General features: G+C 64.8%; 10 protein-coding genes, 1 pseudogene and 1 riboswitch. Of the genes and pseudogenes, 3 read left to right on the top strand and 8 right to left on the bottom strand.

Annotated elements, in window-relative coordinates:
• Positions 1-539, top strand: a pseudogene (locus JO236_RS18015) (oxidoreductase); the annotation flags it as partial.
• A gap of 304 nt (positions 540-843) precedes the next feature.
• Positions 844-1,791 carry an NADP-dependent oxidoreductase gene (locus JO236_RS18020; protein ID WP_293333431.1) on the top strand — a complete coding sequence of 316 codons (948 nt, stop codon included), beginning with the start codon at positions 844-846 and terminating at the stop codon, positions 1,789-1,791.
• A 108-nt stretch (positions 1,792-1,899) separates the two neighbouring features.
• Here JO236_RS18020 and JO236_RS18025 read toward each other — a convergent pair whose 3' ends face one another.
• Positions 1,900-2,046 carry a hypothetical protein gene (locus tag JO236_RS18025; RefSeq protein WP_293333434.1) on the bottom strand — a complete coding sequence of 49 codons (147 nt, stop codon included), beginning with the start codon at positions 2,044-2,046 and terminating at the stop codon, positions 1,900-1,902.
• A gap of 291 nt (positions 2,047-2,337) precedes the next feature.
• Positions 2,338-2,510, bottom strand: a riboswitch (M-box (ykoK) riboswitch).
• A gap of 95 nt (positions 2,511-2,605) precedes the next feature.
• Here JO236_RS18025 and JO236_RS18030 point away from each other — a divergent pair.
• The gene (locus JO236_RS18030) at positions 2,606-3,265 is read left to right on the top strand and encodes an O-methyltransferase (RefSeq protein ID WP_293333437.1); all 660 of its coding nucleotides are present in this window, start codon (positions 2,606-2,608) and stop codon (positions 3,263-3,265) included.
• On the opposite strand, the gene JO236_RS18035 is transcribed toward JO236_RS18030, so the two are convergent.
• The 7 genes from JO236_RS18035 to JO236_RS18065 form a co-directional block, all read right to left on the bottom strand.
• Positions 3,262-5,271, bottom strand: coding sequence for an acyltransferase family protein (locus JO236_RS18035; RefSeq protein WP_293333590.1), 2,010 nt, complete (start codon positions 5,269-5,271; stop codon positions 3,262-3,264). The genes JO236_RS18030 and JO236_RS18035 overlap by 4 nt on opposite strands.
• A 524-nt stretch (positions 5,272-5,795) precedes the next feature.
• The gene (locus JO236_RS18040; RefSeq protein WP_293333440.1) at positions 5,796-6,977 is read right to left on the bottom strand and encodes a CaiB/BaiF CoA transferase family protein; all 1,182 of its coding nucleotides are present in this window, start codon (positions 6,975-6,977) and stop codon (positions 5,796-5,798) included.
• Entirely contained in the window at positions 6,970-7,884 is a 915-nt protein-coding gene (locus JO236_RS18045) for an SDR family NAD(P)-dependent oxidoreductase (RefSeq protein ID WP_293333443.1), read from the bottom strand. The genes JO236_RS18040 and JO236_RS18045 overlap by 8 nt, the downstream gene beginning before the upstream one ends.
• Entirely contained in the window at positions 7,884-9,740 is a 1,857-nt protein-coding gene (locus tag JO236_RS18050) for a flavin-containing monooxygenase (protein ID WP_293333446.1), read from the bottom strand. The genes JO236_RS18045 and JO236_RS18050 overlap by 1 nt, the downstream gene beginning before the upstream one ends.
• Positions 9,737-10,921, bottom strand: a complete 1,185-nt coding sequence (locus tag JO236_RS18055; protein WP_293333449.1) for an LLM class flavin-dependent oxidoreductase — start codon at positions 10,919-10,921, stop codon at positions 9,737-9,739. The genes JO236_RS18050 and JO236_RS18055 overlap by 4 nt, the downstream gene beginning before the upstream one ends.
• Complete coding sequence (locus JO236_RS18060) at positions 10,918-12,291, bottom strand: aromatic ring-hydroxylating oxygenase subunit alpha (RefSeq protein ID WP_293333451.1); 1,374 nt, start codon at positions 12,289-12,291, stop codon at positions 10,918-10,920. Before JO236_RS18060 ends, JO236_RS18055 begins: the two co-directional genes overlap by 4 nt.
• A complete protein-coding gene (locus tag JO236_RS18065; protein WP_293333454.1) occupies positions 12,278-13,153 on the bottom strand; it encodes an SDR family NAD(P)-dependent oxidoreductase in 876 nt (291 codons plus the stop codon). Before JO236_RS18065 ends, JO236_RS18060 begins: the two co-directional genes overlap by 14 nt.
• Positions 13,154-13,201: the final 48 nt, after the last annotated feature.

Below are 13,201 nucleotides of genomic sequence, written 5' to 3' on the forward strand. Positions count from 1 at the left end.
TCACCCGGTTGATCTTCAGCATCTTGGCAACCGGCATCGCGCCGTGGTCGTTCTACCAGCCCGCCACGCCTGGCGTACGGGCGCGGGCGCATTACGACGGCCTGCCCGTCGACTTCGTCGCCGAGGCCGTCACCACGATCGGAACGCAAATCGCCAGCGCTGCTGATGGTTACGGCGGTTACCACTCGTTCGACGTGATGAACCCGCACGACGATGGCGTATCCCTGGACACATTCGTGGACTGGTTGGTCGAGGCCGGACACGATGTCCGGCGCATCGACGAGTACGACGAGTGGCTCGGGCGATTCACAACAGCGCTGCGCGCATTGCCGGAACAGCAGCGTCAATATTCGGTGCTACCGTTGCTGAACGCCTACCAAGAGCCGGCGGGACCGCTACATGGTGCGCCGGCCCCGACGGACGTGTTCCGCGCCGCTGTGCAGGACGCGAAAATCGGTGCTGACAAAGATATTCCACACCTGTCGGCCGGCCTGATCGACAAGTACGTCACAGATCTGCAGTTGCTGGGTCTGTTTTAACGACGGTAGGTTTGCTTCTCTGATCCCAGCTTTCACATTGGCCTCAGCCTACGGAGGGGGCGCGTTGTGCCCGGCTCTCAGCGACAACCCGGTGGGTCCGGCAAACCAGGTCCGCGAGCGTACCCACACTGCGAAAAACCGGCCCGGAAATCGCGGTGCCGTTACGCTCGCGAACCCTCGGGGCCTGTCGCGTTGCCACTGACGGGAGCTTGCCCGACTGCGCCGGCCGGACCCGGTCGGTTGCGCGGATCTGCCTATGCTGGCGTGGGACGCCAGAACATACGCACCGGCTCAGGAGTTTGACATGACCGACACGAAAGCACGCGCCGTACGTTTCGACCGTTACGGGGGTCGTGATGTGTTGTACGTGACGGACATCGACATGCCGACCGCAGGGCCGGGCGAGGTGGTCGTCGAGGTTCGCGCCGCTGGGATCAACCCCGGCGAGGCCGGCATCCGATCCGGCGCGCTGCACGACATATTCCCCGCCACGTTTCCGTGTGGCGAGGGCAGCGACCTCGCGGGTGTCGTCACTCAGGTCGGCCCAGGGGTCACCGAGTTCGCCGTCGGTGACGAGGTGCTGGGATTCAGCTTCCGCCGATCTAGCCATGCCACCCACACCGCCGTCCCGGTCGGACAACTGATCAACAAGCCCGACGAATTATCTTGGGAGACAGCAGGTTCACTATACGTCGTGGGCGCAACGGCGTATGCCGCCGTCCGCTCGGTGAACCCGCAACCGGGCGAGACCGTCGCGGTTTCAGCGGCGGCGGGCGGGGTCGGCAGCATCGTCGTGCAACTGCTGGTCCGGCAGGAGGCGCGCGTGTTGGGCATCGCGGGTCCGGGTAACGCCGACTGGCTGCGCGGACACGGTGTCACCCCGATCGCCTACGGTGACGGGCTGGCCGACCGGTTGCGTGACGCGGCGCCGGACGGAATCAACGCGTTCATCGACTTGTTCGGGCCGGACTACGTGCAGCTCGCCGTGGATCTCGGAGTGGCGCCGGAGCGTATCGACACCATCATCTCGTTTCAGAAGGCTGCCGAGGTCGGCGCCAAGACCGAGGGCAGTGCCGAGGCTTCCACGCAGGAGGTGCTCAGTGAAATCGCCGACCTGATCGTAAGTGGTGCAATCGAATTCGACATCGCCGCGACGTATCCATTGGACCGGGTCGCCGACGCCTTCGCAGAACTAGAGGAGCGCCACACGCACGGCAAGATCGTCCTGGTGCCAACCGGCCCCAACGACTAGCTCATATCGGCCCGCGGCGGATCGGCGACGTCACCGGGCAGCGGTGGGCACCGGGTGGGGCGCCCACCGCTGATTGGCCGGGCCCGAATTAGCCGGTGCCAGAACGGATCACCGGAGTTCGGCCGTCGTACCTAGCACGGCGATGGGCATCTGCGACACATACCGGTGGGCCCGCTCTTGCGGAGTCATGTCCCAACGCGCGCGCAGCTTGTCGATCATCCGCCGACCCGCACGCAGTGCCGACCGGCGGCGCATGCCCGAAGGATGAGTCGCACGGTAGGCCAAGGTAAAGGGGTTAAGACGGTGTGCAACAACAAAGGTCATGGTCTTCTCCTGCCAACAGCCCGACCGGACTCCGGCAAGCTCACTGGACCGTGTGGCTGCAGAAGCTCAGGTGGCAGAAAGGACGCCGGAATCGGATCGGGACAAGACGGATTTGGGATAGGGACTGTCGCCGGGACTCATCACGCCCTCACCTCCTCACGACCAGGACACGCGCGGGTGTCGTCACGTCACCGGAGGAATGCGGATGCGGGGCTGACCCGACCAACACCCCTCTCGTCGGAGCTTTGGCACTGCACGGCGTATCCGAATTACATCCGGAAGCCACTTGGGCTCAACCCTTAAGCCGGGAAGAGCTGTCCTGACCCGGGGCGTCTCTCGACGTTCGGGGTCAGTGGCCTATATCCATGCAGACGCCTCACCTACCGAGGTGTTTTGCAAAACCCATGGTGACACCGCACCCTATGGCTCGTCAAACGCTGCGTGGTGTCCACCGCCGTCGGCCAGGAAGCCGGGGCCTACCCTCGGAGGCATGGCGAACACTTTGCAGGATCCCGCCGTCGCGGCGGAGCTCGACCGAATGTACACCGAGTCGAAGAATCAAATGTCACAGCTGCGCGCGATGCACGACAAGCTCGGTCGGCCGATGACCGCACAGGAACGCGCCGAGGCGATGAGCGAGTTCTACATCCCGGTGACTCCCGAATCCGGCCGCCTGCTCTATTCGCTTGTGCGAGCTAGCCGACCCGCGACGGTCGTCGAATTCGGCATGTCATTCGGCATCTCCGCGATCCACCTGGCGTCGGCGGTCCGCGACAACGGCACCGGCCGGGTGGTGACCACCGAGCTCAGCGAAACCAAGATCGCCTCCGCGAAGCAGACATTCGCGACGACCGGACTAGACGATGTGATCACGATTCTGGAAGGAGACGCGCTTTCCACGCTGACGGATTTGGACGGCTCGGTTGATTTCGTGCTGCTCGACGGGTGGAAAGACCTGTACCGCCCGGTGATCGAGCTGCTTGAACCGCGTATGCCCGCCGGTGTGCTCGTTGTCGCCGACAACGCCAGCGCGCCGGACATGGCGCCTTACCTGGACTACGTGCGTGATCCAGGCAACGGGTACGTGAGCTTCAATTTTCTGGTTCGGGATAGTGATAGCATGGAAATCAGCTGTCGCACAGTAGATTAACGACTGCGCACCGAATCCTCGAGCCACGGTATCAGCCACTTCACACCTTCCGGGGTGAGGTGGACGCCGTCGCTGCGCACCTTGATGCCGTCAACCTTGGCGGCGTAAACGCCATCTGGGCAGAGCTTTTTGTTTAGGTCGAGGATCGACACGTTAGGGCGCTGGCTAACCGTGTTGCGCAACATGGTGTTCCACTGATTCACCCGGTCCGGCTGGTCCTCGGGATACAGGCGGCCGTCCGGTCTTTCACCGCCGTGACTGTAGGGCACGGTCGCCACTACCACCCGCACGCCGGTGGAGCCCGCGATATCAAGGGCCCGCTGTAGCTCGCCGTTGAGGTACGCGTCGAAGGTCGGATCGCCGATGTGGGTCCACCGGCCCTCGTTGACGCGGTCCACCGTTTCCCAGCGGCCGATGATCAGCAGCGCGACGTCCGGCTGGTCCTGGCTCATCTGCGTCGACCATCTGATCGGCCAACCGTCGCATTCCTGCCTTTGCTCCAGCGTCTGGCCGATATAGCTGTATGGCGTGCCACGCACCAGACTGCAGCCGATCACCGTGTGGTCGACGAACGCGAATCCGGGTGTCGGCGGCAGGAAATGCATCATCGTCCAGCCGATCGAATCGCCGAACACCGAAATGGTGAAGGGCCGGTTGGGGTCTCGTGATTGACCAGGGCGAAGCGGAGCGGGGGGCGACGGCGAGACGGCCGCCACCGCCGAGACCCCTGGCGGCAGACCAACTTCGCGCAGGACGGGACCCGTTCCCCCCGGAACCACCAGGATTGTCGCCGCGGCGGCACTAGCCACCGTCGCCGCCGCCAACGGCAACAGCGGCACTCGTGCCGGCCGCCAGCGCCGAATCGGTTGCTCCATCAACCAGAACGACACGCCCGCCGCCGCCAGCGTGGCGGCACACCGCGCGCCGAACAGCGGGAGTCCGGTCCAGCCCGTGTGTTCGCCGTTGAGCCCCAAAAAGATTGGCCAGTGCCACAGGTAGACGCCATAGGAAATCGTGCCCAGCCACACCAACGGTCGCCAGGCCAGTACCCGGGCCACCGCCCCGCGCTGCTCCAGCGCTACCGGGGCGACGACGAGAACGGCCGCGGTCGCCACCGTGATCAACAGACCATGGCGGAATTCGCTGGCACTTCCCGTCGCGTAGTGAGCCAGTGCGCCCAACCCCGCCAACCCGACGAGCGGCAACAGGCGGGCGACCCGCCGTCCCCACCGCGTCCGGATCAGGCACCACCCACGGTTCAGCGATTGCCAATCCCGAACCAGCAGAGCCGATGCCGCTGCTCCGATGAGCAACGCCTGCGCACGGGTATCGGTGCCGAAGTAGATCCGGTCGCGGGTGGCGTCCGAAGTGAACACGATGGCGGCCGCGGCGGAAGCGACGGCGCCCAGGGTCGCGATCACGAACGTGGCGAACCGAACGTGACCCACGGTGGTTTTGGCGAAAAAGCGTCTGGCCCGCGCCGCAAGCAACAGAGTCACCACGATCAGCAGGAGCGGCCAGACGAAGTAATACTGCTCCTCTACCCCGAGCGACCAGGTGTGCTGCAAGGGCGAGGGCGGCGCACCCTGGGTGAAGTAGTCGGTCTTCTGAGCCACGAACCGCCAGTTGGCCATCCACAGGAACGCGGCGATCGCGTCGCTGCGTAACCCGTTAAGCGCTTGATAGGGCAGCAGTTCGCGTGCCGCGGTCACGGTGAGCACCATCAGCACCAGCGCCGGCAACAGTCGTCGCGCGCGCCGGATCCAGAAGCCGGTCAGCCCGATACGACCGGTGCGGCCCAGCTCGTCGAGCAGCAGCGAGGTGATCAGGAATCCGCTGAGCACAAAGAAAATGTCGACGCCGATGAATCCGCCGCCCACCCCGGGAATGCCGCCGTGCCCGACAAGCACCAGCGCAACCGCGATCGCGCGAAGCCCGTCCAACGCGGGAATGCCTTGAAAGGCACCGTGCTTCTCGGGCCGATCCCAGGCCGCCAGCCGACCTATCCGGCGGACCGGGGCAACCCACCGGCGCCGCGGTGCAGAACGTGCCGGTGCGGGGTGACTCCCGCCCGGCTCAGTGGTTAGCGCGCCCTGACCACGTTGTCGTCCGGCGCCGTAGTTGATGCCGATACGTCGGTCCCCTCCTCTTGATCCCCGCCAGCTTAAGAGGGGTGTGGCCGGATCCCCCGGAGACACGCAGGCAGGTTTTGGGTTTCAGGCCTGGCGGCGTCACTAATCGGACAACGTCTCGCGATTGTCCAGGCAGGTGGCACTCAAGCGAAGGAGATTGCGGCGCAACAGTCGCGACCCAAGCAGTCAAACTCCGCCCAGTTCTACCGCGTGGATGCACCGAGGCATCGAAACTTGTCAGTAGAGGATCGCGACCGGCGGGGGTTAGAAGGCTTTATAGTATGGGCCGCGCCATGATCCAACGAGCCTCGGCTCTCGCTCTCTAGACCCCTAGAGGTTGCGAGTCACTTCGCTCAAGCCGTGATCTTTAGCGGAACTCTACCGTGGGTGGGAGAGTTCTAGACCTGGCTGCGCGGTTGCATATCTGCGCCCGTAAGCCCGAGCTGTTCGAGCACATCATCGGTATCGGCGCCCAGTTCCGGTGCCGGCCCGGCGATTCGACCTGGTGTTCGCGAAAACCAGGCCGGCACACCCGGAAAGCGGACCCGGCCGTGTGGAGTGTCCACGGTTTCGAAAAAGCCGACGGCATTCAGGTGCTGATCGTCGAACAGCGAGGCGGGGCTGGACAACGCCGCGGCGGGGATCTGCAGCTCACGGAACAGTTCGAGCCACTCCGCGGTCGTCCGCTGTTGCATCGTTTCGGCCAGCAGCGAATACACGGCGTCGATCTGGCACGCTCGCTGCTCGAGGGTGGCATACGCGTCGCTGGCCCAGGCCGGGCGCACAGCGTTCATGAATGCGGCCCAATGCTTGTCGTTGTAGATCAGCGCTGCGATGTAGCCGTCACTGGTGCGATAGGGCCGCCGGTTGGGGGCCACCGTGCGCGGGTAGATCGCCGGGCCGAGGGGTGGGTCGAACATGGCGCCATTGGCGTGTTCGACCAACATGAACGAAGCCACTGCCTCGAACATGCCGATCTCCACCTCCTGCCCTTCGCCGGTGCGCTCGCGGTGAAACAGGGCCATCATGGTCGCGTAGAGCGCCGTCAGCCCGGCGACCTTGTCGGCCAAGATCGTTCCGACATAGTTCGCCTCGCCCGTCAGCTGCTCCTGAACCGACGGCAATCCGCAGGCCGCCTGGATGGTGTCGTCATAGGCGGGCAGGTCCGCGTTGGGCCCGCGGCGTCCGTACCCGTAACAGTTGGTGTACACGATGGTCGGGTTGATTGCCGCGACGTCGGCGTAGCCGAATCCGAGCCGGCCGATCGCCTTGGACCGCATCGAGTGGATGAAGACGTCGGCGTGCTCGACGAGCGCGCGCAGCGCCGTCTTTCCAGAGTCGGATTTCAGATCGAGGGCCACACCCCGCTTACCCCGGTTGACGTTGACGAAGACGCCGCTCATGCCGCGCGTCGGCCCAACCGAGACATAACGGGTGTCATCGCCCTGCGGCGGTTCCACCTTGATGACGTCGGCGCCCATGTCGGCCATGATCTGAGTGCAATAGGGCCCCATCACCATCGCGGTGAGGTCGACGACGCGCACCCCTGACAGGGGGCCGTTTCCAGGGCTGTCAGGCATGCTGGGCAGCCCTCTGGAAGCTATACCGGATGTGATCGGCATGCCCGTCGGGCACGCTGGGAAACACCAGCGGTGCGGCCAGGTCACGGATGGCGTCGATCTCGTCGGCCACCTGCTCGATCGACCACGACGGTCGGTACACGCCACGGCTTTCGGTGACCACGGCCCTGGCCACCCGGCCCGCGATGGCGATCAGCATTTCGCCGGTGAGCGGGCAGGATTCGTGCGCCAGCCAGCCCACCAACGGCGCCACCAGCTCGGCGCCCATCGGCGGATACTGTGAAATATCGAGGCCATCAGCCATTCTTGTCACGGCCGAGGGGACGACGACGTTGCACAGCACGCCGTCGGCGGCGCCTTCCAGAGCGACGACGTTGGCCAGGCCGATCACGCCCGCCTTGGCCGCGGCGTAGTTCGCCACCCGGTGATTGCCGTACAGACCGCCGATCGACGAGGTCAACACAATGCGGCCGTAGCGCGCGTCGCACATCAGCGGGAACGCCGGCCGCACCACGTGGAAGGCACCGCGCAGATGCACATCGACGACGGCGTCAAAGTCCTCATAGCTCATCTCCTTTAGGGACCCGTACCGCACGTTGCCGGCATTGTGCACGAGGATGTCAATACGGCCGTATTGATCCAGCGCGGCCCCGATGATCGCCTGTCCGCCCGCCGCGGTAGCCACCGAGTCCGTCGATGCGACGGCTTCACCGCTCGCCGCGGCGATCTCGGCTACCACCTGGTCCGCAGGCGTGGAGTCGGTGCCCTCGCCGGACGCTGCGCCACCCGTGTCGTTGACCACGACCTTGGCACCCCTGGATGCCAACAGCAGCGCGTACGCCCGGCCCAAACCCCTACCCGCACCGGTGATCACGGCAACGCGGTTATCAAACCTGAGCTCTGCCATCATGATCCCAACACGAGGCCGTCCAGATCACCCTTGTTCCGCCACGCGGACAACAGGTCACCGAAGGCGTAGAAGCCGGGCCCGTACGGCTCGCCGAGGTGCGACCGGATGCCCTCGCCCGCTCCCTTTCCGGGGCCGCCGCCCTCGTTGTTGTAATAGCCTGGTGTGCACTCCAAGTCGAACGCGGTATTGTCGATCGCGGTCTCCCGGATGGTCCTGCACCACTGGTCCTGCGCCTCCTGGCTGGGCTCGACGGTTTGGACACCGCGAGCCAGCGCTTCGGAGATGACGTAGGCGATGTGCTCGCCCTGCAACTCGTAGTTGGCCGCGATGTTCGCCGAGATACCGACCTGCGTGAACCCGGTGAAGAACTGGTTGGGAAATCCGCGGCTGGTAAAGCCGTGCAGCGTCTTGTAGCCCTCGCGCCAGTGGTCGTAGAGCGACAGGCCGCCGCGGCCTTCGATCGCGTCGATGGAATACCGGCGGCTGATCTCCGTCGTGATCTCGAACCCGCTGGCGTAGATGAGGCAATCGAGTTCGTATTCAACGCCATTGGCGACCAGACCCTTTTCGGTCGCCCGCTCGACCCCCTTAGTCCCCGACACGTCGACCAACGTGACGTTGGGGCGGTTGAAGGTCTGCAGGTAGTCGTCGTTGGTGCATGGCCTTTTGCAGAGGAACCGGTAGTAGGGCTTGAGTGCCTCGGCCGTCTCGGTGTCGTCGACGATGCCGTCGACGCGGCGCCGCAACCGCTCCATCACCTTGTAGTCTTCCTCCTCGCGGATGGCCATGAACTGCTCCGGGGTCATCGAGGCGGGATCGTCCAGCGCGAGAACCCGTGCGGCAGTGTTGCGGCCGAGTTCGGTCCAGAAGTCACACACGTAATCCGGCTGGCCCAGCGCCATCCCCTCGAAGGTCCAGGCGTGGAAGTTGCGCTGCCGCTCCTTTTGCCAGCCCGGCTTGAGCGACTTCACCCATTCAGGGTCGGTCGGGGTGTTGTTGCGCGGACCGACCGACGACGGTGTGCGCTGAAAGACATAGAGGTGCTTGGCATCCCGGCCCAGGAATGGCACGATCTGGACGGCGGTCGCCCCGGTGCCCACCACCCCGACGCGTTTGTCGCGTAACTTCTCCAGTCCGCCGCTGCTGTCCCCGCCGGTGTACTCGTAGTCCCACCGCGACGAGTGGAAGCTGTGCCCCCGGAAATTCTTGATCCCAGGAATGCCGGGCAGCTTCGGCCGGTGGAACGGACCCGACGCCATGACCACGAAACGGGCCCGGATGTCGTCGTCGCGGTCGGTGCCCACCCGCCAACGTTTGATCTCCTCGTCCCAGTGCAGCGCGCGGACCCGGGTGGAGAAGATCGCGGAGTCGTAGAGGCCGAAGTGTTTTCCGATGCGCCGGCAATGTTCGTAGATCTCGGTGCCATCGGCGAACTTCTTCGACGGGATGAAGTTCAGCTCTTCTAGTAACGGTATGTAGCAGTAGGATTCGTTGTCGCACTGCAGCCCGGGGTAGCGGTTCCAGTACCAGACTCCGCCGAAGTCGCCGCCCAGCTCGATGAGCCGCACGTCATCGACACCGGCCTTCTTCAGGTATGCGGCCGAGAGTAGACCCCCGAAGCCGCCGCCGAGCACGGCCACATCGATGTCCGCCGATATCGGGTCACGGACCAGCGGCGGCGAATGCGGGTCGGTTTCGTAGTAGCCCGCGAAGTCGTCGGTGAGTTCGATGTATTGTTGTGATCCTTCGGGCCGCAACCGCTTTTCGCGCTCACGACGGTACTTCTCACGCAGCGCCGACAGGTCGATGTCGTCCGGGGTCTCGGTCGGTGCGCACTCCGGGATGCCGGTCATGCCAAAGCGTCTTCCGGCAGCGCCGCGGGATGCAGCGGCGCCTCCATCTTGTGCACGGCGGGCAGCACCTCTTTGGCGAACAACTCGGTGCTTGCCATCGCGTCGTCGTAGGGCATCGTGCCGAACTGGGGAACGATGGTCAGCTCGCAGAACGAGCAGGCATCTTGCGCGGCGACGATCCGGTTGAAGATGTCCTCAGGTGTTCCGATCAGCAGGTTGGAGGCGTGGTACCCCGGCGTCTTGGGCGCGCCCTTGGCCGATCCGGCGCTGGGGCCGGTCACCTCTGAGGCGAGAACGGCGGTCGCGGAGGCTTCCCTGGCCGCGTAGGCTTCATACCCTTTGACACCCTTGAAGTTCGAAGCGTCGGCGAATCCGTAGTGGACGGTGACGTCGCGGTTAGCGGTCCATATCCATTCTTCGGATCTGGCGGGGTCGTCGGTCGTGCAATACATGAACATCACGTTCTTCGGCTGGCAGGGCGGCAGGCCTTCTTCCTTGCGGAACGTGTTGACCTGTTGGACTTCTCGCCCGGCGTCTTCGATCGGCTTGTTCCCGACAAAGAGCGGAACCATGCCGCGGCGGGCCAGGATCTCCAGTGACTCGGCGGTTGACGAGGAACTATAAATGCGCGAGAACAGGTCCTGGCTAAGGGGTTCGGGGCGAAGTGACATCTCCGGGACCGTGAAGATCTCCCCTTCGTAGGAGAACCTCTGCCCGGAGAGCGCCAACTCCAAGATGTCGAGGGTCTCGTTGAATCGTTGCCTGCTTTCCTCGCGGGGCACCCCGACGGCGTCGAACTCACCCTTCGAGACTCCGCGCCCGATGCCGATCGTCGTGTACCGCCCGTTGGAAAGGATGTCGAGATAGGCGATCTGATGCGCCAGGCGGACCGGGTGCCACCACGGTGCGACGACGACGAATGTGCCAAGTCCGACGCGTTCGGTGCGTCCGGCGAAGTAGCTCAACGCCTGAATCGGGTTGGGGGTCATACCATATGGTGTGCCGCAGTGCTCCGGCATCCAGATGCCGTCGAACCCGAGCGGCTCGGCCAGATCTGCGATCGCGAGCGTGGCCTGGACGCAGTCGGCATCGGCGGTCGCGGGCGGGCGGCTGAAATCCTCGGCCAGCACGCGGTCCCAGTCGTGAGAGTTGTGCGATCCGAACCCAAGGTTGACTTTCATCGTTCCCTCACTCTTTCTATTTCGGTGCTGAGTTCTTTGGGTGCCCCCGTGCCCATGTGTTCGGCGAGGTTGCGGTGCAGGTTGGCAGTGCTGCGTTCCATGTAGGGGTTAGGCTTCGGACCGCGGAACCCCATGGATTTCATGCCTTGCTGCACGGCGGCCATGTTGGAGAAGTCCTGCGGCAGCACGCTGCGCCAGCTCGGATCGCCAGGTGCCAGATACTCCCATTCCGTGTGCGGCTCTTGGCCTTCCGGGTACAGCTCGTAGCAGGATGCCTCGAAGATGCACTTGTCGGGGTTGTAGCCGTCAGGCCGGGCGCTATAGCACAGCGCGGTCGTCAGGCCTTGGCCGATCTGGAAGTTGGGAAATATCTGCCATGCGGTGCCGCTCTTGGCCAGATGTTCGGGGTCGATAGTCGGCCAGATCACTCCCCGCTCGGCGTCGTCGCGACGCGCGGAGGTAAGCCAGTGTTCGAGCACCTCGTTGGCGGGCGCGTCCTCGGGTAGCTCGTCGACTAGTCGGCGCGCCGCCTCCACAAGGGTTTTCGTGGTCGTGGCGTTGGTTTCCTCCAGCGTGTAGATCTGCATCTCGGCCGTCGAGACGCGTGGGTCCGCACCCGAGCCGAGGCGGATCTTGGATCGGGTTTCCTCCAAGTCCTTCGGCGCGTCGTAGCCGATGTTGCTGTGCTTTCCGTGCGCGGCAGCCCAGCCGCGGAAGTTGCCGAACTTGTTGAACTGTGGGTGGGTGGTCGCGACGTGGTACGTCTCGTTGAAGGCCTCCATGGCGACCTTCCAGTTGCAGTCGAAATGCAGCCACCGGCGCCATTTGCAGCGCATGTCCTGCAGGCCGAAGGGATCGAGCATTGTGGCGGCGGGCTCGAGGTAGTCGCGCAACGGCTCGGCCGCGGGATCCATGTTGATCCAGATCCAGCCGCCCCAGGTGTCGACGTTGACCGTCGACAGGTGCGTGTTCTCGGGCGTCAGCGCGCCCTGCCAGTCCTGCTGTTCCGGTATGTGGATGCAGTTGCCGTCGTGGTCATAGGTCCAGCCGTGAAAGCCGCACACGAACGACTTCTTGTGGCCGCAAGCGCTTTTGGCACCCGCGGGCACGTCGACCAAACGACGGCCGCGGTGCATGCACACGTTGTGGTGCGCCCGCAACGTGTCGTCCCCCGTGCGCACCACCACGATGGAGTCGTCGAGGATGTCGTAGGTGAGGTAACTGCCGACCTTGGGCAGGTCTTCGACCCGACCGACCTGCTGCCAGACCTTCCGCCACAGCTTGTCGCGTTCGGCGCGCGCGTACTCCTCGGAGATGTAGGCCTCGACCCCGATTGTGACCGGCGCGGTCAGTTCTTCACGAGTTTCCATCTGAAACCTCACTCTCCCAACGCTTTATGGCAGCACGAAACCCGTCGTCCTTGAGGAACAACGAGGTGTTGTCGCCGCCCAGGTGCGTCCATCGCAGGTTCACGCCGCCATCGACCAGCAGCGTCTGGCCGGTGATGTAACTCGACAGGTCCGAGAGCAGAAACAGGATGGCGCCCGCGACCTCCTCCGGACGGCCGCGCCGTCCCATCGCGATCGCCCGACCGTCGCGCTCGGGGTCGTCCTCGGTGTAGGTGCGCGATGCGGGCGTCTCGGTGACCCCGGGCGCCACCGCGTTGACGCGGATATTCGCTTGCGCCAGTTCGACCGCCATCGTGCGGGTGACCGCCACGATCGCGGCTTTGGCTGTGCCGTAGGCGATGTGGAACGGAGCGGTGTTCATCCCGCTGATCGACGAGATCGACACGATCGAACCCGGCCGGTTGCTGCTCCTTAATTCCTCGGCCACCGCCTGGCTCATGAAGAACATCGTCTCGAGGTTGCGGGTGAACAGTTCCTGCCAGTCTCCGCGCGTCACTCGCGTCGATGGCATCCAGGATGACGGGTCGGCGCCGCCGGCGACGTTGACCAGGCCGTGCAGCTCGCCCTGAGCCTCACGCACTGCCTCCATCGTGGCCAGGACGCCGTCGTCGGTGGATACGTCGGCCGCTACCGGCACGACCGACAGACCCTCGGCCACCAGCGGACCGATGTGCCGGTCGAGATTGTCCCGACACCGGCTCACCGCGACTACGGCCGCCCCGGCCCGCGCGACCATACGGGCAAGGGTGGTGCCGATGCCACCGCCCGCGGCCCCGGCGACCACGACGACGCGCCCGTCCAGCCTCAGCAGATCGTCAGTCACTGAATTGTCCGGACAAGATAATGATGTGCACTCATCAGAGAGCATGAT

Origin of the sequence: Mycobacterium sp., assembly GCF_019247635.1 — a bacterium.
In the GTDB taxonomy this organism is placed as follows: Bacteria; Actinomycetota; Actinomycetes; order Mycobacteriales; family Mycobacteriaceae; genus Mycobacterium.